This is a genomic window from Mesorhizobium sp. L103C105A0, from assembly GCF_000502215.1.
Lineage (GTDB): Bacteria > Pseudomonadota > Alphaproteobacteria > Rhizobiales > Rhizobiaceae > Mesorhizobium.
The window spans coordinates 1-24,683 of sequence record NZ_AYXF01000007.1; the positions used below are offsets into that span (position 1 = coordinate 1).

At 63.0% G+C, this 24,683-nt stretch carries 26 protein-coding genes, 1 tRNA gene and 2 pseudogenes; 14 read left to right on the forward strand and 15 right to left on the reverse strand.

The features are described 5' to 3' along the window. Both X727_RS1000000166735 and X727_RS145095 read left to right on the forward strand, forming a co-directional pair. Positions 1-344 (forward strand): transposase (locus X727_RS1000000166735; RefSeq protein ID WP_155923595.1); only part of this gene is annotated, 344 nt, incomplete at its 5' end. Between the two features lie 313 nt (positions 345-657). Beyond that, a complete protein-coding gene (locus tag X727_RS145095) occupies positions 658-1,254 on the forward strand; it encodes a hypothetical protein (RefSeq protein ID WP_023834651.1) in 597 nt (198 codons plus the stop codon). Between the two features lie 228 nt (positions 1,255-1,482). Here X727_RS145095 and ppa read toward each other — a convergent pair whose 3' ends face one another. From ppa to X727_RS145060, 7 genes and pseudogenes are all read right to left on the reverse strand, one after another. Further along, positions 1,483-2,016, reverse strand: coding sequence for an inorganic diphosphatase (gene ppa / locus X727_RS145090; protein ID WP_023668623.1), 534 nt, complete (start codon positions 2,014-2,016; stop codon positions 1,483-1,485). Between the two features lie 122 nt (positions 2,017-2,138). After that, positions 2,139-2,645 carry a GNAT family N-acetyltransferase gene (locus tag X727_RS145085; protein ID WP_023668622.1) on the reverse strand — a complete coding sequence of 169 codons (507 nt, stop codon included), beginning with the start codon at positions 2,643-2,645 and terminating at the stop codon, positions 2,139-2,141. Between the two features lie 168 nt (positions 2,646-2,813). Then, positions 2,814-3,452 (reverse strand): TPM domain-containing protein, encoded by a 639-nt coding sequence (locus X727_RS145080; protein WP_023834652.1) that lies wholly within the window; start codon positions 3,450-3,452, stop codon positions 2,814-2,816. A gap of 6 nt (positions 3,453-3,458) precedes the next feature. Further along, positions 3,459-4,349, reverse strand: a complete 891-nt coding sequence (locus tag X727_RS145075; protein ID WP_023834653.1) for a YgcG family protein — start codon at positions 4,347-4,349, stop codon at positions 3,459-3,461. A gap of 35 nt (positions 4,350-4,384) precedes the next feature. Continuing rightward, positions 4,385-4,840 (reverse strand): annotated as a pseudogene (locus X727_RS145070) (YgcG family protein); the annotation flags it as partial. A 49-nt stretch (positions 4,841-4,889) separates the two neighbouring features. After that, complete coding sequence (locus X727_RS145065) at positions 4,890-5,660, reverse strand: YgcG family protein (RefSeq protein ID WP_196813610.1); 771 nt, start codon at positions 5,658-5,660, stop codon at positions 4,890-4,892. Positions 5,661-5,899: 239 nt separating this feature from the next. Next, complete coding sequence (locus X727_RS145060; RefSeq protein ID WP_023681434.1) at positions 5,900-6,532, reverse strand: LemA family protein; 633 nt, start codon at positions 6,530-6,532, stop codon at positions 5,900-5,902. Between the two features lie 163 nt (positions 6,533-6,695). On the opposite strand from X727_RS145060, the gene X727_RS145055 reads away from it, so the two are divergent. The 6 genes and pseudogenes from X727_RS145055 to X727_RS145035 all read left to right on the forward strand — a co-directional run bounded on the left by X727_RS145055 (position 6,696) and on the right by X727_RS145035 (position 12,129). Beyond that, positions 6,696-6,947 carry a hypothetical protein gene (locus X727_RS145055; protein WP_023693217.1) on the forward strand — a complete coding sequence of 84 codons (252 nt, stop codon included), beginning with the start codon at positions 6,696-6,698 and terminating at the stop codon, positions 6,945-6,947. A gap of 133 nt (positions 6,948-7,080) precedes the next feature. Continuing rightward, complete coding sequence (gene pdxY, locus X727_RS145050; RefSeq protein ID WP_023688841.1) at positions 7,081-7,965, forward strand: pyridoxal kinase PdxY; 885 nt, start codon at positions 7,081-7,083, stop codon at positions 7,963-7,965. Continuing rightward, positions 7,962-8,713: pseudogene (locus X727_RS01000000164910) on the forward strand (DUF429 domain-containing protein). Before pdxY ends, X727_RS01000000164910 begins: the two are co-directional and overlap by 4 nt. Positions 8,714-8,860: 147 nt before the next feature. Next, positions 8,861-9,505, forward strand: coding sequence for a carbonic anhydrase (locus tag X727_RS145045; RefSeq protein WP_023668613.1), 645 nt, complete (start codon positions 8,861-8,863; stop codon positions 9,503-9,505). 67 nt (positions 9,506-9,572) lie between these two features. Next, the gene (locus tag X727_RS145040; RefSeq protein ID WP_023688839.1) at positions 9,573-9,986 is read left to right on the forward strand and encodes a hypothetical protein; all 414 of its coding nucleotides are present in this window, start codon (positions 9,573-9,575) and stop codon (positions 9,984-9,986) included. An 88-nt stretch (positions 9,987-10,074) separates the two neighbouring features. After that, positions 10,075-12,129 carry a M3 family metallopeptidase gene (locus X727_RS145035; RefSeq protein ID WP_023688838.1) on the forward strand — a complete coding sequence of 685 codons (2,055 nt, stop codon included), beginning with the start codon at positions 10,075-10,077 and terminating at the stop codon, positions 12,127-12,129. Positions 12,130-12,160: 31 nt separating this feature from the next. On the opposite strand, the gene X727_RS145030 is transcribed toward X727_RS145035, so the two are convergent. From X727_RS145030 to X727_RS145015, 4 genes are all read right to left on the reverse strand, one after another. Then, positions 12,161-13,636, reverse strand: coding sequence for a M81 family metallopeptidase (locus X727_RS145030; protein WP_023688837.1), 1,476 nt, complete (start codon positions 13,634-13,636; stop codon positions 12,161-12,163). A gap of 25 nt (positions 13,637-13,661) precedes the next feature. After that, positions 13,662-14,486, reverse strand: a complete 825-nt coding sequence (locus tag X727_RS145025) for a carbohydrate ABC transporter permease (protein ID WP_023834655.1) — start codon at positions 14,484-14,486, stop codon at positions 13,662-13,664. After that, on the reverse strand, positions 14,483-15,352 hold the full coding sequence (locus X727_RS145020; protein ID WP_023681441.1) for a sugar ABC transporter permease: 870 nt from the start codon (positions 15,350-15,352) through the stop codon (positions 14,483-14,485). Before X727_RS145020 ends, X727_RS145025 begins: the two co-directional genes overlap by 4 nt. 331 nt (positions 15,353-15,683) lie before the next feature. After that, the gene (locus tag X727_RS145015) at positions 15,684-16,916 is read right to left on the reverse strand and encodes a sugar ABC transporter substrate-binding protein (protein WP_023736814.1); all 1,233 of its coding nucleotides are present in this window, start codon (positions 16,914-16,916) and stop codon (positions 15,684-15,686) included. Positions 16,917-17,094: 178 nt separating this feature from the next. Here X727_RS145015 and X727_RS145010 point away from each other — a divergent pair, with 178 nt between their 5' ends. The 3 genes from X727_RS145010 to X727_RS145000 are packed head-to-tail and all read left to right on the forward strand — an operon-like array spanning position 17,095 to position 19,865. Continuing rightward, positions 17,095-17,865: an SDR family oxidoreductase gene (locus tag X727_RS145010; protein ID WP_023688835.1), complete on the forward strand. Its 771-nt coding sequence runs from the start codon at positions 17,095-17,097 to the stop codon at positions 17,863-17,865. A gap of 2 nt (positions 17,866-17,867) precedes the next feature. Beyond that, positions 17,868-18,935, forward strand: coding sequence for a sn-glycerol-3-phosphate ABC transporter ATP-binding protein UgpC (gene ugpC, locus X727_RS145005; protein ID WP_023824321.1), 1,068 nt, complete (start codon positions 17,868-17,870; stop codon positions 18,933-18,935). Positions 18,936-18,983: 48 nt separating this feature from the next. Further along, positions 18,984-19,865: a MurR/RpiR family transcriptional regulator gene (locus tag X727_RS145000; RefSeq protein WP_023704979.1), complete on the forward strand. Its 882-nt coding sequence runs from the start codon at positions 18,984-18,986 to the stop codon at positions 19,863-19,865. Positions 19,866-19,868: 3 nt separating this feature from the next. Here X727_RS145000 and X727_RS144995 read toward each other — a convergent pair whose 3' ends face one another. Beyond that, a complete protein-coding gene (locus X727_RS144995; RefSeq protein WP_023834656.1) occupies positions 19,869-20,183 on the reverse strand; it encodes a DUF167 family protein in 315 nt (104 codons plus the stop codon). A gap of 13 nt (positions 20,184-20,196) precedes the next feature. After that, positions 20,197-20,487: a YggT family protein gene (locus X727_RS144990; RefSeq protein WP_023668602.1), complete on the reverse strand. Its 291-nt coding sequence runs from the start codon at positions 20,485-20,487 to the stop codon at positions 20,197-20,199. Between the two features lie 147 nt (positions 20,488-20,634). Between X727_RS144990 and X727_RS144985 the strand changes: the two genes are divergently transcribed. Next, a tRNA-Ala gene (locus tag X727_RS144985) sits at positions 20,635-20,710 on the forward strand. A 47-nt stretch (positions 20,711-20,757) separates the two neighbouring features. On the opposite strand, the gene X727_RS144980 is transcribed toward X727_RS144985, so the two are convergent. Next, positions 20,758-22,719, reverse strand: coding sequence for an acyltransferase family protein (locus X727_RS144980; protein WP_023834657.1), 1,962 nt, complete (start codon positions 22,717-22,719; stop codon positions 20,758-20,760). Positions 22,720-22,822: 103 nt separating this feature from the next. Further along, positions 22,823-23,431, reverse strand: a complete 609-nt coding sequence (locus tag X727_RS144975) for a TetR/AcrR family transcriptional regulator (RefSeq protein ID WP_023834658.1) — start codon at positions 23,429-23,431, stop codon at positions 22,823-22,825. A gap of 107 nt (positions 23,432-23,538) precedes the next feature. Here X727_RS144975 and X727_RS144970 point away from each other — a divergent pair, with 107 nt between their 5' ends. Together X727_RS144970 and X727_RS144965 are read left to right on the forward strand one after the other, a co-directional pair. After that, positions 23,539-24,225 (forward strand): PspA/IM30 family protein, encoded by a 687-nt coding sequence (locus X727_RS144970; protein WP_023834659.1) that lies wholly within the window; start codon positions 23,539-23,541, stop codon positions 24,223-24,225. A 142-nt stretch (positions 24,226-24,367) separates the two neighbouring features. After that, a complete protein-coding gene (locus X727_RS144965) occupies positions 24,368-24,655 on the forward strand; it encodes a YiaA/YiaB family inner membrane protein (RefSeq protein ID WP_023681450.1) in 288 nt (95 codons plus the stop codon). Positions 24,656-24,683 lie beyond the last annotated feature (28 nt).

Below are 24,683 nucleotides of genomic sequence, written 5' to 3' on the forward strand. Positions count from 1 at the left end.
TTGACCGGGAGGAGTTTCCCGCCGATACGGTCCTCAAGCTCTACCGCATGCGCTGGCGCATCGAACTCGCCTTCAAGCGACTGAAGAGCCTGATCGGGCTGCGCTCTCCTCCCGCCAAGGACCCAAGGATCGCAAAGCCTTGGATCCTTGCACACTTCCTCATCGCGCTTGTGACCGAACCCCTCTCGCAGGAGTTGGTGTCTCTCCCCCTTGAGCGACGGGCGCCCGCTGCTGTGGCGCGCAACCCGCCAGATCGTCGCCTCTCTGATCGCGACCATCTTTACTCAACCTTCCTTGGCGGCCCTGCGCCAAAATCTCNACCCGCCAGATCGTCGCCTCTCTGATCGCGACCATCTTTACTCAACCTTCCTTGGCGGCCCTGCGCCAAAATCTCCATGCCTTGCGATATCGCTGGCGCGAACCACCACGAAAGCGCAAGTTTCAGTCCATGCCAAAGCTATCTTAGCGCCTATGCCGTAAACCGGGCGAGGGACGCTCTCATTACCGATTTCGCCAATTGCCACCGCTGCAAGGGAGTCGCCAGCGGCGCGGCCGGCCGGCAGGGCGATGTGGGGCGGCGCCAACGTTGAGATTGGCACGCTAGGCCGGCCGCAGATTTGGCGATAGGCTGGGACGAACTTCACGGGAGACGTCCGCATGCGAACCCTGCTGCTTGTTCCATTCGCCCTCGCCGCCCTCTGCCAGGCAGCCCATGCCGATGGCATATCCAGCGTCTACACCGACCTCGACTCGCAAAAGGATTGCGTGACCTATGCGCAGGCCGAGGAAGGCGATGGCGACTGGGCCGAACTCGCCTGCTCCGGCTATCGCGGCTATCCCGTGCTGATCGCCTATGACGATGCGCGTGAATCGCTGTTTTACGGGTTTCCGCCCGGCGGCGAGATGACCTCGGTCTGGGAGAGCTTTTCCGGCCTCAACTCGTCCGGCGCCAAGGTCGAATGGCGCATCGAGACCAAGGGCGACGTTGCCGTTCCCTTCGCCGTCATCCACCGCCGCTCGATCAGCAATCCCGAGGATGAGAACAAGCCGACCGAAGTGCTGCTCGTCGCCAAGGTCGCCCAGATGGAAGCCCGCGACGGCTGCACCATCGGCCTCGTGCTCGCCACCGGCAACCCTCAGGCCAACGACCAGGCGCGCAAGCTGGCGGACGAAAAGGCGAAGAGTTTCGCCTGTGGCAATGACAAGCACACCGTCATCGGCAACGTCCCGGCTTTTGGCAGGGTGGATAACTAGCCACGTGGGTGCAAGGCACCCCCCTCTGCCCTGCCGGGCATCTCCCCCTCAAGGGGGGAGATTGGCAGCTTCGCTGGCGGCGCTTTTTCTTTCGGCGCTGAAAATTGACGAAAGCCGTTGCGACATCCGATCTTCCCCCTTGAGGGAGAGATGGCCGGCAGGCCAGAGGGGGGTGCCTCGCGCTGGCGTTTGCCGCTTACTTGAACGAGACGCAGGCCTCTCTCGGCGCTACTTCGCCGCCTTCGCCCGTGCGATCGCGTCGACGATCATCTTCTTGGCGTATTTGGAATCGTGCCAGCCTTCGATCTTGACCCATTTGCCGGGCTCGAGATCCTTGTAGTGCTCGAAGAAGTGCTGGACCTGGTCGCGGGTGATCTCGGGCAGTTGGGTGTATTCGGTGACGTTTTCGTAGCGCAGCGTCAGCTTCGGCGACGGCACGGCAATGACCTTCTCGTCCTGGCCGGCATTGTCTTCCATCACCAGCACGCCGATCGGTCGCACATTGATGACGCAGCCCGGCACCAGCGCGCGGGTGTTGCAGACCAGAACGTCGATCGGGTCGCCGTCGCCCGACAGCGTGTGCGGCACGAAACCGTAGTTGCCGGGGTAGCGCATCGAGGTGTGCAGGAAACGGTCGACGAACAGCGTGCCGGCCTCCTTGTCCATCTCGTACTTGATCGGCTCGCCACCGATCGGCACCTCGATGATGACGTTGATGTCCTCGGGCGGGTTCTTTCCGATGGCAATGGCTTCGATACGCATGCTTAAATCCCTCTCTCGATGTCCAAGATCGATAGCGGGCGGCGCGGCATGGTGCAATGCGGCGATTGGTGCGAAGCGCTAACGGAAGCGCACAGTTTATGATGATTTGTAACCGAGGCCGGTCATTCCCAGACGAAGGCGACCTTCTTGAGCGCCCTCTGCTCGAAAATCTCGACGCCTTCGGCGACGTCGCGGCCACCCGCGCCGGCATAGAAGGAAAGTGCGTTCTGGTTGTCTTCCAGCGCCCACACCACCATGCCTTTCAGCCCGTGGTCGGCAAGCCGCGCCCGCGCCGCCTTGAACAGCCGGCTGCCGAGGCCGATGCCCTGATATTCCGGACGCAGGTAAAGTTCGTAGATTTCGCCCTGTTGCTTCAGCTCGCGGGCGCGATTCTTGCCGATCGTGGCATAGCCGGCAATGGTGCCGCCGATCTCGACCACCAGAACGGTGGCGGCGCGGCGGATGGCGTTGGCCCACCAGTCGGCGCCGCGGCGGTTGATCATCGAGGTCAGCGAGCGATGCGGGATGATGCCGGAATAGGCGCCCTCCCAAGCTTGCTGGTGCACGTCGGCAATGGCGCCAGCGTCGCGCGGTTCGGCTTTCCTGATGTCGATGCTCAGCGTATTCATGATTTGTTAACCATAAACCCGCATCGGCCATTTGCAAGAGTCGAGGTCAGCCCGCCGACCGCTTTCTCAGAGCCGATCGCGACACTGCTGACAATGGGCAAAGCCTGCCTGGAAAACGCGCCCAGCCGGCGCGGTCAGGCGCCCGTCCGGGTAACGCGTGCTGGCTCTTCAGATCTCGACGAGATGATCGTCCAGTTCATTGGCGTCGCCCGACGTCACCGGGAAATGCTCGGCCAGCACCGCGCCGACCTGCCCGACCGCCTTGACGAAGCCGTCGGCGAGTTGGTCGTCGCCGGCATGCTGCAGGAGATCGCGCACCACGCCGTCCCAGACATGCTGGCCGACCTTGCTGTCGATGCCGGAATCGGCGACCACTTCGGCATAACGCTCGGCGATCGACACGAAGACCAGCACGCCGGTGCGCGCCGTGGTGCGGTGGACATTGCGGGCGAGGAACTGCCTGAGCGCATTGTCATGTGCCGCCTGATAACGCTGTCGGCGCGGCACCATGTGGATACGCAAGCCAGGCTGCGCCCACAAAAGCACCAACACCGAGGCCAGTGCCGACAGTTGGACAATGACGAAATGCGGCAGCCGGATCGACAGCCACCAGGTTTCCAGCCCATAGGCGACGGCGAGGCTGGCAATCAGCATGCCTGATGTCGCCATGAAGGCGGCGGGAAAGAAATAGCCGTCGCTGGCATGCGCAACGACGCAGTAGATCTCGCCGTCGGTTTTGGCCTCGGCCGCGCGGATCGCGGTGGCGATGCGCTCATGGTCCTGCGGGCTGATCGGTCGTGTTGCCATCTTCTCTCACCAGCACCCTGAAGACCCGCCACCGCCGGACGAACCGCCGCCGCCTGAAAACCCGCCGCCGCTGCTTGAGCCCGAAGACCAGCTGCTGCCCGAACTTCCCGATGACCATCCGCTGCCCGACGACGAACTTGTTGTCCAGCTGCTGGAGCCCGAGGACGATCCGCTCGGCCCCTGGCCGTAGCGAAAGGTCATGCCCAGCCATTTATACACGCCCGGCGACAGCTTGGTGCCGAAGATCGGCGGCAGGAAGGCCATCGCCAGGCCGCCGAAGAACATCGCCGCCCACAGGATCAGGAAGACCGCGACGACGGGATCGATGGGCGTGCTGCGGTCGGCCGGGTTGCGCTTGCCGCGCGCCTCCAGCTCTTCCGGGTTGCCTTCCAGCACCATGACCATGTCGTCGACGGCCTTGGAAATGCCGCCGGAGAAATCACCGGCGCGGAACGCCGGCACCATGTCGTTTTCGATGATCAGTTTGGTGTGCAGGTCGGTCAGCGTGCCTTCCAGCCCGTAGCCGACCTCGATGCGCATCTTGTGGTCGTTCTTGGCCACCAGCAGAAGCACGCCGTTGTTTTCGCCGGCCTGCCCGAGTTTCCAAAAGCGGAACAGCCGGTTGGCGTAGGGTTCGATCTCCTCGCCGTCGAGGCTGTTGATCGTGGCGACGACGATCTGGTCGGAGCCTTTGGTCTCGAAATCCGCGAGCTTCTGCGTCAGTGCCGCCTTGGTCGCGGCGTCGATAATACCGGCATTGTCGACCACCCGCCCGGTGAGTGCCGGCAGGTCTGCCGCCAAAGCTACAAACAGCATGGTGAGCATCGTCAACAGCGCGATGCCGATCGTCGCGGCTGCGCGGCCAGGTCTTGGCGGATTGAAGACGCGTACTGTCATGCCGTCACCAGTTCCCCTCAACCACCATGACTGTCCTCAATCACCATGATCATGTCGTCGACCGCTTTGGAAATACCGCCGGAGAAATCCCCGGCGCGGAAGGCCGGCACCATGCCTTCAATGATCCGTGTGGCGTGCTGGTTGGTGAGCGTGGCTTCCAGCCCGTAGCCGACCTCGATGCGCATCTTGCGGTCGTTCACGGCCACCAGCAGAAGCACGCCATTGTTCTTGGCCTTCTGGCCGAGCTTCCAAGCGTTGAACAGCCGGGTGGCGTAAGGCTCGATCTCCTCGCCGTCGAGGCTGGGAACCGTCGCGACGACGATCTGGTCGGAGCCTTTGGTCTCGAAATCGGCCAGTCTTTGGGTGAGCGCCGCCTCGGTCGCGGCATCGATGATGCCTGCATTGTCGACGACACGACCGGTGAGGGCGGGCAGTTCCGCCGCCAGCGCCGGGAAGCTGACGAGCAAGACCAGCAAGGCAGCGCCGGTCATCGTGGCGAAGCGGCCATGCCAGGGATTGGCGATGCGTGTTGTCATCTCGTCACCAGCTTCCCGAGGAGCCGCCGCCGCCGGACGAACCGCCGCCGCCGGAAAAGCCGCCACCACCGCTTGAACCCGACGACCAGCCGCCCCCGCCCGAAGACCAGCCGCCGCTGGACGACCGCCGGCCCGGCTCGAATGTCATGCCGAGCCAGCGATAGCGGCCGGGACCGAGTTTTTGGCCGAAGATCGGCGGCAGGATGGAGGCGGCCATGCTGCCGAAGAAGATGATTGCCCAGATGCTGATGAAGACGCCGAAGAACAGATTGTCGGTATTGATGGGCGGCTTCTGGTTGCGCTCGCCGCGCGCCTCCAATTCCTCCGGATTGCCTTCCAGCACCATCACCATGTCGTCGACGGCCTTGGAAATGCCCCCGGAGAAATCGCCGGCGCGGAACGCCGGCACCATGTCGTTTTCGATGATCAGCTTGGTGTGCAAATCGGTCAGCGTGCCTTCCAGCCCATAGCCGACCTCGATGCGCATCTTGCGGTCGTTCGGCGCCACCAGCAGCAGCACGCCGTTATTTTCCTTGGCCTGGCCGAGCTTCCAGAAGCGAAACAGCCGGTTGGCGTAAGGCTCGATCTCCTCGCCGTCGAGGCTGGGGATGGTGGCGACGACGATCTGGTCGGAGCCTTTTGTCTCGAAGTCGGCGAGTTTCTGGGTGAGCGCGGCTTTGGTTCCCGCGTCGATAATGCCGGCGTTATCGACGACGCGGCCGGTCAGCGCGGGGAGGTCGGCGGCGAAGGCGGTGAGGGGCAGGAAGACGGCCAGAAAGGCGAGAAGAACACCAAGGTTGGCGTTCCTTCGCGTCCCCCTCTGTCCTGCCGGACATCTCCCCCTCGAGGGGGGAGATTGGCAATCTCGCTGCCGACGCTCAGCCGGCAACGCTGATATTTGGCGCAAGGACAGAAGACAGCTGATCTCCCCCCTTGAGGGGGAGATGTCCGGCAGGACAGAGGGGGGTGTGAAGGAACGCAAGGCTGGCAAAGGCCAAGCTCACCCAGACGTCATCACCCGCCCTGCTTCGTGCCGAAATCGACCTTCGGCGGCTGCATCTTGTCTTCTTCGACGGTGAAGTTGGCGAAGGGCTCGTTGCTGCGGAACCAGAAGGTTGCCCATAGCACCGACGGAAAGGTCCTCAGCGTCAGATTGTAATCCTTGACCGCCAGGATGTAGTCGCGCCGCGCCACGGCGATACGGTTCTCGGTGCCTTCGAGTTGCGCCTGCAGCGCCAGGAAATTCTGGTTGGCCTTGAGGTCGGGATAGGCCTCCGACACCGCGATCAGCCGCGACAGCGCGCTGGTCAGCCCTGATTGCGCATCCTGGAACTTCTTGAGCGCTTCGGGGTCCTTCAGCGTTTCCGGCGTCACCGTGATCTGCGTCGCCTTGGCGCGCGCTTCGACCACCGCATCGAGCGTGTCCTTTTCATGCGAGGCATAGCCCTTCACCGTCTCGACCAAATTGGGAATGAGGTCGGACCGACGCTGATACTGGTTCAGCACCTCGCTCCATGCCGCCTTGGCGTTTTCCTCCGCCGTCGGGATGGTGTTGAAGCCGCAGCCGGCGAGCAGAGGCAGCACGACGGCCATCATCAGCACGGCCGGCAGACTGCGGAAAGGGAAGGCAAGGCGCTGGGCAAACATGGTGAGGTCCCTCGACAGAAGTTGCATGCGAAGCATTAGCACAATCCGCGCTCAAGAAAATGTCTGCCGCTGGCGCGCATTCCTGGCGCGCATTCATGCGCCGGCGAGGCCCTGTGATTGATCGCGCGAACACGGTATGGTTGCCGGCAAACAGGACAGGATCATGGCGGAACGCCACGACGATGACAGCGAATCGCGCCGCATTATCGAGCGCGTGGCGAACGAGGGCGGCCTTGGCGGCGCATCGCTGGTGTCACGGGCAGCGAAAGGCGCGCGCGATCATGTTACCGCAGCGGAGGCCGACCGATCCGATCCGATCGAGGTCTGGGGCACCCGCATCGGTCGCGCACTTGGGCTCATCGTCGCCCTCGGCCTTTTGATCTGGCTCGTGTACTACGTCTCCCGGGGCAGCTAGAGCATGATCCTGAAAAGTGGGAACCGGTTTTCTCGGACAAACGGGAACCGTTTTGTCCGGAGATCATCCTCCAACCAAAGAGATAGATCAGGATGACGATTCAACGAAAAATTATCCGTATCTAGGATTTTCCATGAACCGCGAAAAAGCCGACGCGCCGCGCGCGGTCATCGTCATTTCCAGCCATGTCGCCCGCGGCTCGGTCGGCAACCGCGCCGCCGTGTTTGCGCTGGAGACGCTGGGCTTTCCCGTGTGGGCGGTACCGACGGTCATCTTGCCCTGGCATCCGGGCCATGGCCGCGCCACGCGCATCGTGCCGCCGCTCGACCAGTTCAAGGCGCTGATGGCCGATCTCGAGCGCGCGCCCTGGCTGGGTGAGGTCGGCGCGGTGCTGTCGGGCTATCTTGGCGAGGCCGGCCAGGCCGAGGCCGTCGCCTCGCTGGTTGCGGCGGTCAAGGCCAAGACGCCGGACGCGATTTATATATGCGATCCGGTGATGGGCGATTCCGGCGGGCTCTATGTGCCCGAGCCGACGGCCGCCGCGATGCGCGACCGGCTGATGCCGATCGCCGACATCGCCACCCCCAACCGCTATGAGCTGGAGTGGATGGCCGGCGCGCCTTTGCCCGATCTGAAATCGGTGATCTCGGCCGCCCTCCATGCCGGACCGTCAACAATGCTGGTGACGTCGGCACAGTCGATGATGACCGGCGGCACCGGCAATCTGCTGCTTGACGGCACCCAGGCGCTGCTGGCCGAACACCGCCTCATCGACAAGCCGCCGAATGGCCTCGGTGACCTGACTGCGGCCGTCTACCTCGCCCGCATCCTGTCGGGGCAGCCGCCGATCAAGGCGCTGCAATCGACCACCGCCGCCGTCTACGAAATCCTGGCGCGAACCGCCAAGCGTGGCGGCGACGAGTTGCAGCTTGAAACCGATGCCCAGAGCCTGTCGCATCCGATGGCGATGGTGCAACTGCGCCACCTCACGCATCCGGGGCGGGACCGCCGGGCGTGACCTCGACCGTGGTCGTCGGCGTCGACGGCTGCAAGGCCGGCTGGATCGCCGTCCGCCGCGATCTGGATGCCGCGCCGTCAGTCCGCGTCTTTCCCAGCTTTGCGACCCTGCTCGACGCCTTGCCCGCCGATGCGACAGTGGTCGTCGACATGCCGATCGGCCTGCAAGAGGCGGGCGCGGGCCGGAGACCTTGGTACGGCCAATGCTCGGAGCACGGCAATCCAGCGTCTTCTCTATCCCGTCCCGCCCGGCCCTCTACGCCGACACCAGCGGCTTCACCACGGTCGAGGCCTGGTATGAGGCACATCGGCGCGCCAGCGAGGTGGCCAAGGCGACCTCCGATCCGCCACGCGGCGTCTCGATCCAGGCCTTCGGCATCTTTGCCAAGATACGCGAGATCGACGCGCTGCTGATCGCACGTCCGCAACTGCGCCGCCGCGTCTTCGAATCGCATCCCGAAGTGGCCTTCTGCCGGCTGAACGGCGAAAAACCGATGACACTGCCGAAGAAGATCAAGGGCGCCGTCAATCCGGCCGGGATGGAAGAACGCAAGGCACTGCTCTGCCGGCACGGCTATACCAGAGCTTTCCTTGACCAGCCGCCGCAACGCGGTGCTGCCGCCGACGATTTCCTCGACGCCGCAGCGATGATGCTGATTGCCGGACGCATTGCCGGCGGGGAGGCAACGCCGTTTCCCGACCCGCCGCTTGCCGACCGTTTCGGCATTCCCCTGGCGATCTGGGCGTGAGGCAAGCGGCGCCATGCGTGCGGCATGGCGATTTGCGACGAAGCCATCCGCAATTCGGCATTGCCCGCGACGGGCATTTGCCGTTAGAGCCTTTCTAACTTGAAATGAGCTGCCGTCGCTAACCCCGAAAGGCTTCATCCCTAGCCCATGCCCCATCTCCCCGAACATCTTTGGACCGGCTACCGCAACTTCATGAATGGCCGCTATCTCACCGAGAGCGGACGCTATCGCGAGCTTGCCCGCGAGGGGCAGGCGCCCGAAACCATGATCGTTGCCTGCTGCGATTCCCGCTCTGCCCCCGAGGCGATCTTCGACGCCGGTCCGGGCGAACTGTTCGTCCTGCGCAATGTCGGCAATCTGGTGCCGCCCTATGCGCCGGACGGCGAGTTCCACTCGACCTCGGCCGCGCTCGAATTCGCCGTGCAGAGCCTGAAGGTGAAAAACATCGTGGTGATGGGCCATGGCCGCTGCGGCGGCATCCGCGCCGCGCTCGACACCAATTCGGCGCCGCTGTCGCCCGGCGACTTCATCGGCAAATGGATGAGCCTGATCGCGCCGGCGGCCGAAACCGTTTCGTCCAGCACGTTCATGACGACAACCGAACGGCAGACGGCGCTGGAGCGGATTTCCATCCGCTATTCGATCGCCAATCTCAGGACCTTCCCTTGCGTCTCCATCCTCGAAGGCAAGGGGCGGCTGTCGCTGCATGGCGCCTGGTTCGACATCTCGACCGGCGAGCTCTGGGTGATGAACAAGGACACCGGCGACTTCGAGCGGCCGGATTTGACGTAGACCCATGATCCCGAAAAGTGGGAACCGGTTTTCGGATAAGGGCATGGTCAAATAAGAGGAGGCAAGAATGCGGGTTTGGCCTGCGATCGCTTTCGCCGTAGCGGCGCTGCTGATTTCGCTCGTCCCTGCCCGCTCCGATGACGGCGCCATTATCGACCGCTGGTATTCGGCGCTGCTGGTCGCCGATCGCACCGAATTGTCGGACCTGCTCGCCGACGATGTCCGCATCAAGCTCGACGATCTCGGCGTCGTACAGTCGAAGCAGGAGTTCATCGCGTCGATCGACGAATGGAAGGGCGCGGTCGCCGGAGCCGCAATCCGGCATCGCGTCGAAAAGAGCGAGGCCGGCGTCACAACTGTCATCGCCTGCTATGATTTCCCCAACAATGACATGCTGATGCAGGAGACGTTCGCCGTCACCGGCAACCGCATCACCGCCAGTTCGCAAGCGGCGATCGCGGAAAATTGCGACGGCTTCTGACGCGGGCTTGAACGGCCGCGCTGTTGCGCCGCGCCAGTCATCGCCCTACATCGGTCAGCAAGCTCCGCCAATCATCGAAAGATCCCCCATGCCGTCCACGAAAACCGTCGATCTCGCCGCCCATCCGCTGACCAAATGGCAAGGGCCGCTCGGCCTGCCGGATTTTGCCAGCATCGGCGACGACGATTTCTCCTCGGTGTTCGACGCGGCGCTGAAGGCACATGAGGCCGAAATCGATGCGATCGCCGGCAACAAGGATGCGCCGACCATCGAGAATACGCTGGCAGCCCTCGAGCTCGCCGGTGAGCCGCTCGACCATGTCTCGTCGATCTTCTGGTGCCGGGCCGGCGCCCACACCAACGATGCGATCCAGGCGCTGGAGCGCGATATCTCGCCAAAAATGTCGAGGCATTTCTCGGCGATCTCGATGAACGAGAAATTGTTTGCCCGCGTCGACGATCTCTACCAGCGCCGTGAGACGCTCAAACTCGACGCCGAGACGCTGCGGGTGCTGGAGAAGACCTGGAAAGGCTTTGTGCGATCGGGCGCAAAACTCGACGCCGACGGCAAGAAGCGGCTGGCCAACATCAGCGAGGAGCTGTCCTCGCTCGGCACGACCTTCGGCCAGAACGTGCTGGCCGACGAGCGCGACTGGGCGCTTTTCCTCGACGAGGCTGATCTTGCGGGCCTGCCGGACTTCGTGAAGAGTTCGATGGCCGAAGCCGCCGAGACGCGCGGCCAGAAAGGCCGCTACGCAGTCACCTTGTCGCGCTCTATCTATGAGCCGTTCACGACCTTCTCCGAACGCCGCGACCTGCGCGAGAGCGCCTTCCGCGCTTTCACCATGCGCGGCCAGAATGGCGGCGCCAGCGACAACACCGCAGTGGTGCGCGACATGCTGAAACTGCGCGCCGAAAAGGCCAGGCTGCTAGGCTATGCCTCGTTCGCCGCGCTGAAACTCGACGACACCATGGCCAAGACGCCGAAGGCGGTGCACGACCTCCTCGACCCGGTCTGGGAGAAAGCGCTGGAGAAGGCCGCCGCCGACCAGAAGGAGCTGGAGCGGCTGGCGACCAAGGCAGGCAGCAACGAAAAATTCGCCGCCTGGGACTGGCGCTTCTACCAGGAGAAATTGCGCGCCGAAAAATTCGCCTTCGACGAGGCGGAACTGAAACCCTATCTGCAACTCGACCGCATCATCGACGCCTGCTTCGACGTCGCCACAAAACTGTTCGGCATCACTTTCGAGGAGAAGAAGGGCATCGCCGCCTGGCATCCCGACGCGCGCGTCTTCGTGGTGAAGAACGCCGATGGCAGCGAGCGCGGCCTGTTCCTCGCCGACTATTTCGCCCGGTCCTCGAAGCGCTCCGGCGCGTGGATGAGCGCGCTGAAGTCGGGCTACAAGCTTGGCGATGGCTCCAAGCCGGTGATCTACAATATCATGAACTTCGCCAAGCCGCCGGCCGGGGAAGCAGCGCTGTTGTCGGTCGATGAGGCCAAGACCCTGTTCCACGAGTTCGGCCATGCTTTGCACGGCATGCTGACCGACGTCACCTGGCCGTCGGTGGCGGGCACCTCGGTTTCCCGCGATTTCGTCGAACTGCCTTCGCAGCTCTACGAGCACTGGCTGACGGTGCCCGCAGTGCTGGAAAAGCATGCGCTGCATGTTAAGACCGGCAAGCCGATGCCGAAGTCGCTGCTCGACAAGATGCTGGCCGCCCGCACGTTCGGCGCCGGTTTCGCCACGGTCGAGTTCACAGCGTCGGCGCTGATCGACATGGCGTATCACGCGCGGCCGGATGCGCCGGCGGAACCGCTGCGTTTCGAAGCCGAAACGCTGGAAAAGCTTGATATGCCCGACACCATCGCCATGCGTCATCGCACCCCGCATTTCGGCCATATCTTCTCCGGCGACGGTTATTCAGCCGGCTACTATTCCTACATGTGGTCGGAAGTGCTCGACGCCGACGCCTTCGCCGCCTTCGAGGAGACCGGCGATCCCTTCAACCCGGCGCTGGCGGAACGGCTTCGGAAGAATATCTATGCCGCTGGCGGGTCGAAGGATCCGGAGGAGCTGTACACGGCGTTCCGCGGCAAGATGCCTTCGCCGGAAGCGATGATGGTGAAGCGGGGATTGCTATAGCGCCGCCTTATCTCCCCCCTCGAGGGGGAGATCACCAGCGCCAAGGATCCGCCACCCGTGGCCACACCGGCCGCGTCAGCTTCCTGTAATCCGTCACCGCCGGATTGCTCGGATACGAGCTCGGCGCCGAGACATAGATGATCTCCGCCGCGATCGGTTCAAAGCCGGCGTAGAAATGGTTGGTTGACTTGATCAGCAATATGTCCTTCGACAACGGATCGACACCGATGTTGGAGAAGACATCCGGCTCGAAGGTCTGCGTGCGGTTGGTGTTGAGGATGATGTCGATTTCGGTGCCTTCGAGCCGCACCAGCGCCGTCGGTCCGAGCGTCACCCGGCTCGGCCCGAAGCTCTGCCAGCCCTCGGGGACGGCTTTCAACACCTTGACGCGCGCATCGATCGGTTCGCCGGCCAGCGGCCCGGCCTTGCCGCCGAAGCGCAGGTCGATGACGGCGCCTTCGCCTGCCGCCTGGCAAAAGGTGACAGCGATCGGGTCCCAGATCGTCGCCACGCCAAAATTGTCCACGCCCTGTTCCAGCATGGCGCGCAGCACGACCGTACCGTCGCCGGCGACGCCACCGCCGGGATTGTCCCAGATGTCGGCAATCACAACCGGCTTGCCGGGATTTTCCTTGCGCACGGCCAGTGCCCGCGCGATGCCGTCCTCGGTGTTCAGCATCGTCATCGCCGTCCTTTCGCGGATGGCGTAAAGCTCGTGCCCTAGCCTCTCCGCCAGCGCATCGCCCTTGGCCTTGTCATTGTCAGTGACGACCAGGATGCGCGTGCCCATTTCCGGCACGTCCGCGGCCATGAAGCCATGGATGACCGAGACCGACAGCACGCCGTCCTTGCCGTGCAGCGCCTTGATGCGGTCGACGAAGGAGCGCATCGGCTCGCGGCTGGTCGGCAGCACCTGGATCATGCGGCAGTCGAACGTCGAGATCACCGGCTTGATCTCGTCGCGCGCCGCCGCCAATCCAAGCTCGACGACATGTTCGCCGCGCTCATAGAAGTCGGTGTGCGGGAATTCGAGGAAATAGGCCATGACATTGCATGCCGCGACGCGCTTTGGGGTCAGATGACTGTGCGGGTCGAGCTCGACCGCGATCACCACGTCGGGCCCGACGATTGCGCGAACCCGTTCCAGCAGATCGCCTTCGCAATCGTCATAGCCTTGCGCCACCATGGCGCCGTGCAGGCCGAGGATGACGGCGTCGACCGGCAAGGCTGCCTTCAACTGGCCGAGAATCTCGTCGCGCAACGACTCATAGGTCTGCCGCTGCACCAGCCCGCCCGGCTCCGCCCAGGTGGCGGTGCCTTCGATGACGGTCAGCCCTTCGGCAGCCGCACGCCGGCGCAGCGCGACCATCGGCGAGGAGCACAAGGTCGGCGTGTCTGGATGCTTGCCCGGCCCGGCATAGAACGCCATCTCGAACGACGCCCGGTCGGTCGGCACCGGCGAGAAGGTGTTGGTTTCGGTCGCCAGCGAGGCGGTGAAGATGCGCATGAAAGCTCCGTTGTGAATGGCGCCGTTATTTGACCGCCCCGAGCGCCAGCCCGCGGACGAGATAGCGCTGCAGCCACATGAACAGGATTGCCACCGGCAGCGTCGCCAGCAGCGTCGCCGCCATTACATGGTGCCATTCGATCGTGTAGCGGCCGGCGACCAGCGAGAACACCTGGATAGGCAGCGTGTAACTTTCCTGGCTGCGCAGCATTGTGAGCGCAACGACGAACTCATTCCATGCGTTGATGAAGGTGAAGATGGCGGTCACCGCTATTGCCGGCAGGCAAAGCGGCAGAAACACTTTTCGCAAGGTCAGCCATCGGCCGGCGCCTTCCATCCACGCTGCTTCCTCGAGATCGCGCGGGATGGTGTCGAAATAGCTTTGCAGCATCCACACGGTGAAGGCGACGTTGAAAGCCATGTAGATGACGCCGAGCGCGGTCGTGGATTCGATCAGACCCCAGGCCGCCATCAGCCGGAACAGGCCGAGCACCAGCACGATCGGCGAGATCATCTGCGAGATCAGCAGGAACTGGCGGAAGGCGCCATAGCCGGCAAAGCGAAACCGCGACATGGCATAGGCGGCCGGCACCGAGATCAGGATGGCGCCGACGGTGGCGATAACAGAGACATAGAGCGAATTGGCCAGCGCCTGGCCAAAGCCGGTCGCCACCCACATGTCGGCAAAATTCGACCAGTGGAATTCGCTTGGCCACCAGGTCGGCGACAGCACCTCCTGCCGCGGCTTGACCGCGGTCAAAAACATTACCGCGAAGGGGAAGATCGTCACCACGAGCAGCGGCGAAAGCAGCAGCCAGGCGATGATCGTACGCTTCAGCTTGGGCGTCATGTGCGCTGCTCCCGCATGGCAAGCCGCACATAGATCATGGTGAAGATCAAAAGGATGGCGAACATCAGCAGCGACACCGCCGATGCTTCACCCAGTTTGCCGATGCGGAAGGCCAGCTTGTAGAGATGGGTGACCAATATGTCGGTCGAGTTGGCCGGCCCGCCCTGCGTCATCACCCAGATGATCGGGAAGGAATTGAAGACGTAGATGGTGTTGAGCACGATGGCGATGTTGATGAACGGCTTCAGCAGCGGAAAGGTGATCTCGCGGAACTGCTGCAGCGGCGTCGCCCCCTCCAGGGCCGCCGCCTCGTAGAGGTCGTCGGGGATCGACGACAGGCCGCCGAGGAAGATGGTCGTGGTGAACGGTACCGTCACCAATATGCCAATCAGCACCTGCATCGGGAATGCCGTCTCGGCGCGCGCCAGCCACTGGATGTTTTCATGGATCAGGCCGAGCCCGATCAGCGCCGAGTTCAGCATGCCGCTTTCACCGTTGAGCGCCCAGCGCCAGACCACCGCCGTCATCGTCAGCGACACCGCCCAGGGCAGCATGATGATGACGCGGGCAATGCCGCGGCCGTAGAAATCGGTGTTGAGGATCATCGCCACCGGCACCGACAACAGCAGCGCGCCGCCGACCACCAGCAACGTCCACAGGCCGGTGCGCCAGAGTGCCGCCAGGAAATCGGGATCGGCGAGGAAGGCTGAATAATTGGCGAAATCGTTGAAGTCGCGTAGCTGGCCGAAGCGGCTGACGTCATGCGTCGAGATCTGGATCAGGTCCCAGACCGGCCAGAAGATGACGACCGCCGCCAGCAACAGGCTGGGCAAGGTCAGCAGATAGGGCAAGAAGCGATTTTGCATCGGCCGGTTTTGTACCGTGGTTCTGTGGCGCTGGCACGCCAGCTCGGATCAATCTTGCATATCGGTCTTTAGCAGCGCTTCAGAAGAATGCCTTTCCTCTCCCCCGTCGATCAGGGGAGAGGTGTCGAGCGAAGCTCGGGGGGTCGACCCTTGGGGCGCAAGGCGAGGTGATGTTTGCCCCTATTGCCCTTCCTATGTCCGTTCGCGGCGGTTGCCAGGTGGTTCCCCCACTCCGTCTCGGCTTCGCCGAGCCACCTCTCCCCCTCCGGAGGGAGAGGAAAGTGTGGCGCGCCCCGATCTCAGGGGCGCGCCGGGCGCAGGGAGATACGCCCTATTTCTTGATCACGGCGTTGGCCTTGGCAGCCGCTTCCTTCAAGCCTGCCTCGGGGTCGCCGCCGAGATAGATCTTCTGCATGGCATCCGAGGTGATCTGGGCGACTTCTTCCCAGCCGGGGATGACCGGCGCAAAGCGGGCGTCGGGCAGCAGCGCGGTGAACGCTGCCAGATCGGCATTGTTGACGTAATAGTCCATCTTGGCCTCTTCCTTGTTCACCGGCAGGAAGCCTTCCCCTTGCGTGAACTTGGCGCGCTGTTCGGTGGTGAACAGGAAGTCGAGCAGCTTCCAGGCCTCATCCTTGTTCTTGGAATTCTTGAACATGATGATGGAATCGGTGACGCCGTACGTGCCGCGCGCGCCGGTCGGTCCGGCGGGGATAGCGGCCACGCCGTATTTCAGGTTCGGCGCCTCGTCCTTGATCTGGTTGGACAGGAAGGGCGCGGTGATCATCATGCCGACCTTGCCCTGCTTGAACAGGTTCTGGACGTCCTCGCGGTTGTTGGAGGTGACGCCGGGTTCCGTCAGGCCTTCGTCGATCATCGACTTGTAGAGCTTGGCGGCTTCGAGCGCGCCCGGCGTGCCGAGGCCCGACGTGCCATCCTTGTTGAGAATCTCGGTGCCTTGCGACCACATCGCATAATAATAATAGACGTCGGTCTCGATCTCCTTGCCCTGCAGGCCGAAGCCGAACGTGCCGGTGCCCAGTGCCTTGATCTTGCGCGCATCCTCCTGCAACTCGGTCCAGGTTGCCGGCGGGTTGGCGATTCCGGCCTTCTCGAACAATTCCTTGTTGTAGTACATGGCGCGCGCCGAGGCCGCGATCGGCAGGCCATAGGTCTTGCCCTCCATGATCGACGGCGACAGGAAGGTGTCGATGAAGCGGTCCTTGAAGTCTGGCTTGATGTAGGCGTCGAGCGGCTCGGCGACATCCTGCTGGACGAAATCGATCAGCCAGCGGGTGCCGATGATCGACAGGTCGGCATTGGTACCGGCCGTGATGTCGGTGGTCAGCTTCTGCAGCAGCACGTCCCACGGCACAACTTCGAACTTGACGGTGATACCCGGGTTGGCTGCCTCGAATTCCTTTTTCACCGCTTCGAAATACGGGCCGGTCTTGGCGCTGTATTCGGCGACGGTTACGCGCACCTCGCCGGCATCTGCCTGCGCGGCCAGGGCGAGCAGGCTCATTCCGGCCATCACGCCGACAGTCCATTTTGCAAGCTTCATTCGATCTCTCCCATTTGATTGCGTCTGCACTCTTGCGGCTTTGAGGCGGCCACGGCTTTATGTGACTTTCCTACATTATCCATGATTTCGCGCTGTGCAAGCGGATTATCCTGTTGCTTAATTACATTTCTTAAAATAGCGTTTTCCGATTATCGTAGATCCCAGGGAGGCGCGCAGCGTGGTTTCAACGGCCGAATTCGCAGGCAAGACCGTGCTGGTGACCGGCGCCGGCGGCGGGCTCGGCTCGGCTATTGTGGCGCTGCTGGCCGAACGAGGCGCGCGCGTCGTCGGCTGCGACCAGTCGCAAGACCAGCTCGGCAGTCCGCATCTGGCGTCGCGCCACGTCTTCGACCTTCTCGACCGGATCTCCACCGATGCCGCGATCACGGCGATCCTCGAGAAAGACGGCGTGCCCGACATCCTGATCAACAATGCCGGCTGGACGCGCGCCGAGACTCTTGCAGCGCTGACCCCCGACAAGATCACGCATGAACTCGACCTCAATCTGACCGGGGTGATGCTGTTCGCCGATCCGCTGATCAAGGCAATGGCCGCGCGCGGTTCGGGCAGCGTCGTCTTCATCTCTTCCGTCAACGCCATCGCCCACTTCGGCAACCCGGCCTATGCCGCGGCCAAGGCCGGCATCAATGCCTATGCCAAAGCGGTCGCTGTGGAACTCGGCCGCAACGGGCTGCGCGCCAATGTCGTCTGCCCCGGCTCGATCCGCACCGCCGCATGGGACCATCGGCTGGCCAAGAACCCGGATGTTCTCGGCAAGCTCAAGCGGCTCTATCCGCTCGGCCGCATCGTCGACGCCACGGAAGTGGCCGAAGCGGTGGCCTTCCTTGTTTCGGATCGCGCATCGGGGATAACCGGCGCGGTGGTGCCGGTCGACGCCGGACTGACCGCCGGCTTCCTGCCCTTCATCGACGACATATTGGGAGCCTGACCATGACCGATGTCGAGTTCCGCGACCTGTCGAAATCTTTCGGACGCCACAAGATCCTCGAAAACATCAGCCTCGACATCAAGAGCGGCGAGTTCGTCGTGCTGGTCGGCCCTTCCGGCTGCGGCAAGTCGACCTTGCTGCGCATGCTGGCCGGGCTGGAGCCGATCACCGCAGGCGACCTCTTGATCGGCGGCGTGCGCGCCAACGATTTGCCGCCACAGCAGCGTAACATCGCGATGGTCTTCCAGTCCTATGCGCTGTTTCCGCACCTGAAAGCGGCCGACAATATCGGCTTTGGCCCAAAGATCCGCGGCGAAAGCCGCACGGCAATCGACGCCAAGGTGAAAAAGGCCTCTGGCGTCCTCAACCTGTTCTCCTATCTCGACCGCTATCCCCGGGAACTGTCGGGCGGCCAGCGCCAGCGCGTCGCCATGGGCCGCGCCATCGTGCGCGAACCCTCGGTGTTCCTGTTCGACGAGCCGCTCAGCAATCTCGACGCGCAATTGCGCGTGCAGATGCGCACCGAGATCAAGGCGCTGCACCAGCGGCTGAAATCGACCATCGTCTATGTCACCCACGACCAGATCGAGGCCATGACCATGGCCGACCGCATCGTGGTGATGGACCGCGGCAAGATCCAGCAGGTCGGCGCACCGCTGGAGCTCTACGACCGTCCCGCCAACAAATTCGTCGCCTCCTTTATCGGCTCGCCGTCGATGAGTTTTGTCTCCGGCGCCCTGAAGACGACGCCCGAGAAAAGCTGGTTCGAATCGGCCGGCGGAGGGCGACTGGCGCTCGGCAGCAAGACGGTGCCGGCTGGCAGCACGGTCGAGGCCGGCATACGGCCCGAACACTTCGTCATCGGCGAGGCTGTCGACGCCCTGGCGATCAAGGTCGATGTCGTCGAGCCGACCGGCTCGGAAACCCATGTCTATGGTGCGATCGGTGCCGACACGGTGCGCGCCGTGTTCCGCGACCGGATCCAGGTCAAGCCGGGTGAACTGCTGCCGGTCTCGGTAGCGCCGGGCAACATCCATCTGTTCGACACGGCGACAGGCCTGCCGCTATGAGCGCCGGCATGAAAACGAAAATACCACGATGAAGACGACAACCCAGAAATGAAAACGCCGGCCGACATCATCACGCGGCTGCAACTGATGTCGCAGGACGGCACCAAATCGGACCGCCGCCTGGCCGGCCTCGTGCTGACCGATCTCGACTTCGCCTCCAAGGCGGCAATCTCCGAGATTGCCGCGCGCGTCGGCGTCAGCGAGCCGACGGTCACCCGCTTCTGCCGCAATCTCGGCTGCGAGGGTCTGCGCGACTTCAAATTCTACCTGGCGCAGGCGATTGCCATTGGCGGCCAGTATCTGTCGCCCGAGCCGCTGAACCGCGACGCGCGCGAGCAGCGCATTGCGTCGGCCATCACCGAAGCGGCAATCGCCGCCATCCAGCGCGCCAGCGAAAACCTCGACATGAAGACGCTGGTGGGCGTGGCCGCGCGCATCGTCAGTTCGGGCAATGTGCTGTGCATCGGCTCCGGCGGCATTTCCTCGATGATGGCGACCGAGATGCAGAACCGGCTGTTTCGGCTCGGCGTGCCGGTGCTGGCGCAGATCGACGGGCAATTGCAGCGCATGTATGCCGCGGTCGCCACATCGGAGACGACGCTGATCGCGTTCTCGGTGTCCGGCTATGCGCGCTCGGTGATCGACGCCGTGCAGGTGGCCCAGCAATATGGCGCCACCACCATCGCCGTAACCCCGCCGGAATCAGCGCTGGCCAAGGCCGCCGATACCGTCATCCAGTTCCAGTCGCTGGAGGACGGCAACATCTACAAGCCGACCTCGTCGCGCTATGCGCTGCTGTCGATCATCGACATGATCGTCACCTCGGTGGCCGAGACGCGCGGACCAAGGGTTCTCGAAAACCTGCGCCGCATCAAGCAGAGCGTGAACACGCTGAAGGTCGACGATCCAAAGTTGCCGCTGGGGGATTGAGGATTATCCGGCGGCCAGTGCCTCGATGCTCTTCACCAGCGTCGATGGTTCGCCAACCACACGCACCGTCTTCAGCCGCGCCGTGCCGCCAGCAACGACCGACACCGCCGATGCGGGAACTCCCAGCGCCTTGGCGACAAGTCTTTGCAATGCTTGATTGGCCGCGCCATTCTCCGGCACGGCGCGCACGCGCGCCTTCAAATGGCTGCGCCCGTCGGCCATCGTCTCCACGCCTCCGAGCCTGTCCACGGAAGACTTCGGCGTCAGCCGGATAAACAGGTCGATGCCGTCGGCGCGCAAGCGGAATGGCGCGCTCATGCCATCGTCAGGTTCACAGGACCAGCGGCGCTATCGTGGTGAGAATGAGCTGCCTGAGAAAGAACAGGAGCAGAAGCAGGATGATCGGCGAAATGTCGACGCCGCCGAGGTCGGGCATGAATCGACGGATCGGCCGCAGCGCCGGCTCGGTCAGCCGGTAGAGCATGTTGCCGATGCTGCCAACAAACTGATTGCGCGAGTTGACGACGTTGAACGCATAGAGCCAGGAGAAGATCGCCGAGGCGATGATGACCCACCAGTACAGGTCCAGCGCCATGACGATTGTTTGAATGAGGGCGAGCATGCCGGTCTCCGATTGTTGCCGACATGTAGCCATTGAGCGCGAAACCGGCAAGGGCCGGTCGCCTACAAGCATCGGGCACAAGGGATTTCGGCAAAACCCCGCCTTGACAGGAAACCGCAGCCTTCGATAAATGCGCATCCGCTGGACGGGGCTGTAGCTCAGCTGGGAGAGCGCGTCGTTCGCAATGACGAGGTCAGGAGTTCGATCCTCCTCAGCTCCACCAGCGGAATTTTCCTGCCTGTCGACACATCTAAGTTCCGAGACGTCTCGTCAAAGCCCCGCCTTCGCTGCGAGATAGGGCGCCAGGGCAAGCGAGTAGCTGGCGGTCAGATGATGACTGTCCCGCCAGACGATGATGTTGCCGACAACTGCCGGGCATAGTTGCGGCCCGCAAATGGCATCGAGCATATCGATGGCGCGCACATTTTTCTGTCCTTCCGCGGCCAGCGCCAACACGTTGCTCCGCTCAATATCGCTCAGTTTGGTGACGCATTTCGTTGGGGTCGAACTCAGGCATTCGCCCGGGTCGAATTTCATATAGGGCGTGTTGCGGATGGCAACGATTTGCGAGCCGGCGTCCGTCAGCCCGCCCCAGAGACTTCGCAGCCCCTCGATCATCACGTCTTGCTGAACCGCTCCGTAATTGGACTGGCTGGTGAAGATCAGATCCGGTTTCAGCTTTAGGATCTCGGCCAGCACCTTTTCGTGCCACTGCGCGCATAAGACGTTGGGTTTGCCATCCGCCGTGATGGCCACGCGGGTGAATGGGCAGGCGGATTTTGTAAAGGTAACCAGTTTGAAGTTGCGGTCCTTTGCGATCTTGTCCAGTGCCGGCACCCACTGGGCTGCATGAGAATCTCCCACCAGAACCATTGTTTTCGCACCCGTGGGATCGCCTAGAGAGCATCGTTTGGGCTCCGAGCTTTCCTCCTGGTGGCACTTCCTTGCATACACGACCGGCACGTCCCGCCTCAGCCGGGCCAGCGGCGGCAGAAGGTTCACACCGTCCGGGACCACGGCGCCGGAGACGAGAGCGGCGGGCCCAGGGTAGGAAGGCGTGCCGATCAGCGCGGTGTCGATGCGTTCGGTCTTCAGAAAGAGCAGCAGGCTGCCGGATGCGGCCACGCATGTGAGAACCGCCGCGGTGCCGTATCCCAGCGGCTTCCACCAGGCGCCGCCCCGAGCTTGCCGGTAGCGCTGCTCAACATATCGATAGGACAGATCCGATAGAAGCAGGGTCGCCGCAATCAGGCCGAAACCGCCGGCAAGGGTCAGCGAATGACCCTGCGCCTGGGAGATGGTGATCAGCGGCCAATGCCATAGATAGACCGAGTAGGAGCGATCGCCGATGAAACGAAGTGGCAACGAATCGAGCCCACGAAACCGGCCGACTTCAACCTCGCCAGCCAGGATGACCAGCACTGTGGCCAAGGTCGGCAACAACGCACTGACGCCGGGAAATGGAGTTGCAGCGGAAAACAGCAAGGCGGACGCAACGATGCCCAGGATGCCGGCGATCGCCAGCCACTGTCTAGTGAGTGCCGCCAGTCGAAACTGGTGTTCGGTCAGCACCAGCAGACCACCCAGCGCCAATTCCCACAGGCGGGTATGGCTGACGAAATAGGCCTGGGCCGGATCCGTCGCCGTCAAAACGACAGAGGCAACAAGTGATGCCGCGAAAATGAGCGACAACGCCCCGATCAAGCAGGCCCTCAGCGGAAGGTCACGGCGGCGCGCCAGCCAGATCACGCCGATCATCACCAACGGCCAGGCGATGTAGAACTGCTCTTCGATGGAAAGCGACCAGTAGTGTTGCACCGGGCTCGGCAAGGTGTCGGCCTCGAGATAGCTGACCGCAATCGAGGCCAGCCGCCAGTTCTCGACATAAAGAGCGCTCGCCACGATCTGGTTGCCTATTTCCTCCCAGCGCGCCTTTGAGATGAAAAGCAGCGTGCCCAGCAATGCCACCAGCAGCACCAGGGTTGCTGCCGGCAACAACCGTCGCACCCGTCGCGAGTAGAATTCGATCAGTGAAATCCGGCCGCCGCGCAGCGCCATCTGCGCCAGCAGGCCCGTGATCAGATAGCCAGAGATGACGAAAAAGACGTCGACGCCGACATATCCGCCAGGCAGCACATCCGGCCATATGTGATAGACCACGACAAGCGCGACCGCCAAGCCGCGCAGCCCCTGTATTTCGGGTCGAAACCGACGGTTCTGATCGATTGTCACCGGATATCCCCAACAGTCTCAGCCGGCCTGGATCAACCGGCCAGTCCCCGCCACGATCTTCATAAGGGCAGAGTGCCGTGAAGCAAGAGCCGATCGCAGCAGCTCATTCTCTTTCCGCCTTCAGCCCGCTTACCAGCGTGTCGACGAAACCCAGCAGCTCACTTTCGAGATCGGTGGACGCCAGGCCAATGAAACGGTCTTCGAGCGAGATGGTGACGATCCCATGCACGGCGGAGAACAGCGTGCGCGCGCGGGCCAAAAGCTCCGGCGTTGCCGCCGCCGGGAGCAGCTGGGCCAGCGGCTCGACCAGATGCTGGATCAGCACGGCATGTTCGGCCAGATGCCATCCGGGCACCGCCACGCCTGGCGCCATGCGATGCTCGAACAGCGCCTTCCACGCCATGCGATTGCCGCGGGCGAAGCCGAGATAGGCCTTGGCCAGTGCCTTCAGCTTGGCCCTTGGCTCGGCGGCGGCGGTCGCCTCTTGTTCCAACGCCGCCCCAAGTCTTGCCAGCGTGATCGAATTGACATGCAGGATGAGCTCGTCCAGGTCGGCGAAGGCGGTGTAGAGCGCGCCCAGCGCGCAGCCGGCATCGGCCGTGATGTCGCGCGCACGCAGACCGGCGAGCCCCGAGGACTGGATGCGCGCTTGCGCGGCCTCGATCAGCTTGCCTTTTAGGTCCTCGCGTTTGGCGTCCCGTTTTGCGGTCATTAACCTTCTCTTATGCGCAATCATGAACACCGTTCATTTTCTGCTTGAACGCCGTTCACAATGTGCTACTTTGCCTCATGAACAACGTTCATAGAGGAGAAACGGAAATGTTGAAACAGTTTTTTGCTCTCGTTCGCGGCCGAAGCTACGAAGCCGCCGAGGCGGTCGTCGACCGCAACGCGCTGATAATCCTGCGCCAGCAGATCCGCGATTGCGCCGACGCTATCGCGGCCGCCCGCCGGGCGGTTGCAATTGCCATCGCCCAGAATGAACAGGAAGTCGCGCAGTACAAGAAGCTTGGCCTCCGCATCGACGATTTGGAGAAGCGCACGATCGCCGCGATCGAGCAGGGACAGAATGAACTGGCCCGCGAAGCCGCCGAAACCATCGCCATGCTGGAAGCCGAACGCGACGCCTCCGCCGAGGCGCAGAAAAGCTTCGGCGCCGAGATCGAGCGTCTCAAGCGGATTATCCGCGTCTCCGAAATGCGCCTGCGCGAATTGCAGCGCGGCCAGCGCATCGTTGCCGCGGTCGACTCGACCCAGCGCCTGCGAGAAAGCGCGCCCGGCTCCAGCCTGTCGGCGCTCAGGGACGCCGAGGAGACGCTGCTGCGCCTGCGCACCAGGCAAAAGCAGATCGACGCCACCGCGGCCGCCATGGCCGAGATGGAACAGTCGGGCGATCCTGCCGCGGTCTCAGAGAAGCTTGCGGCCGCCGGCTGCGGCGCGCCGCTGAGAAGCAGCGCCGACGCCGTGCTCGAACGGCTCACGAAGACCATGACCAAGCCGGCCTGATCGTACCCGGCCTGATTGTTATCCAGTCTGATCGTACCCGGCCTGATTGTTATCCAGTCTGATTGTATCCGGCCTGATTGTATCCAGCCTGAAACAGACCCACGCCCAACCAACCTGACCTTGAAACGAAAGGACCATATCGATGACCCCGAACACCTATTCCCCCAAGGACTCAAGCGCCTGGAAGACCTTCACCATGGCCAGTTTCGCCGTTGCCGCCATGATGATGGCCGGCGGCATCTACTTCATGGAGGCGAGCTTCGCCGCCAAGGGGTTTTACGCCATGGCCGCCATCATGCTCGTGCACACCTCGATCACCATCACCAAGACGCTGCGCGACTCGGAAGAGGCAAGCCGCTTCATCAACCGGCTGGAAGACGCCAAGACCGAGAAGTTGCTGATGGAAGTCAGCCGCAGTAACGAAGTGTAACCGGGTTCCCGCTAAACAAGGCTCAACG

Coding starts and splice junctions, on each gene's coding strand:
- X727_RS145095 (WP_023834651.1), top strand. CDS start 658: ATGCGAACCCTGCTGCTTGTTCCATTCGCCCTCGCCGCCCTCTGCCAG.
- ppa (WP_023668623.1), bottom strand. CDS start 2,016: ATGCGTATCGAAGCCATTGCCATCGGAAAGAACCCGCCCGAGGACATC.
- X727_RS145085 (WP_023668622.1), bottom strand. CDS start 2,645: ATGAATACGCTGAGCATCGACATCAGGAAAGCCGAACCGCGCGACGCT.
- X727_RS145080 (WP_023834652.1), bottom strand. CDS start 3,452: ATGGCAACACGACCGATCAGCCCGCAGGACCATGAGCGCATCGCCACC.
- X727_RS145075 (WP_023834653.1), bottom strand. CDS start 4,349: ATGACAGTACGCGTCTTCAATCCGCCAAGACCTGGCCGCGCAGCCGCG.
- X727_RS145060 (WP_023681434.1), bottom strand. CDS start 6,532: ATGTTTGCCCAGCGCCTTGCCTTCCCTTTCCGCAGTCTGCCGGCCGTG.
- X727_RS145055 (WP_023693217.1), top strand. CDS start 6,696: ATGGCGGAACGCCACGACGATGACAGCGAATCGCGCCGCATTATCGAG.
- pdxY (WP_023688841.1), top strand. CDS start 7,081: ATGAACCGCGAAAAAGCCGACGCGCCGCGCGCGGTCATCGTCATTTCC.
- X727_RS145045 (WP_023668613.1), top strand. CDS start 8,861: ATGCCCCATCTCCCCGAACATCTTTGGACCGGCTACCGCAACTTCATG.
- X727_RS145040 (WP_023688839.1), top strand. CDS start 9,573: ATGCGGGTTTGGCCTGCGATCGCTTTCGCCGTAGCGGCGCTGCTGATT.
- X727_RS145035 (WP_023688838.1), top strand. CDS start 10,075: ATGCCGTCCACGAAAACCGTCGATCTCGCCGCCCATCCGCTGACCAAA.
- X727_RS145030 (WP_023688837.1), bottom strand. CDS start 13,636: ATGCGCATCTTCACCGCCTCGCTGGCGACCGAAACCAACACCTTCTCG.
- X727_RS145025 (WP_023834655.1), bottom strand. CDS start 14,486: ATGACGCCCAAGCTGAAGCGTACGATCATCGCCTGGCTGCTGCTTTCG.
- X727_RS145020 (WP_023681441.1), bottom strand. CDS start 15,352: ATGCAAAATCGCTTCTTGCCCTATCTGCTGACCTTGCCCAGCCTGTTG.
- X727_RS145015 (WP_023736814.1), bottom strand. CDS start 16,916: ATGAAGCTTGCAAAATGGACTGTCGGCGTGATGGCCGGAATGAGCCTG.
- ugpC (WP_023824321.1), top strand. CDS start 17,868: ATGACCGATGTCGAGTTCCGCGACCTGTCGAAATCTTTCGGACGCCAC.
- X727_RS145000 (WP_023704979.1), top strand. CDS start 18,984: ATGAAAACGCCGGCCGACATCATCACGCGGCTGCAACTGATGTCGCAG.
- X727_RS144995 (WP_023834656.1), bottom strand. CDS start 20,183: ATGAGCGCGCCATTCCGCTTGCGCGCCGACGGCATCGACCTGTTTATC.
- X727_RS144990 (WP_023668602.1), bottom strand. CDS start 20,487: ATGCTCGCCCTCATTCAAACAATCGTCATGGCGCTGGACCTGTACTGG.
- X727_RS144975 (WP_023834658.1), bottom strand. CDS start 23,431: ATGACCGCAAAACGGGACGCCAAACGCGAGGACCTAAAAGGCAAGCTG.
- X727_RS144970 (WP_023834659.1), top strand. CDS start 23,539: ATGTTGAAACAGTTTTTTGCTCTCGTTCGCGGCCGAAGCTACGAAGCC.
- X727_RS144965 (WP_023681450.1), top strand. CDS start 24,368: ATGACCCCGAACACCTATTCCCCCAAGGACTCAAGCGCCTGGAAGACC.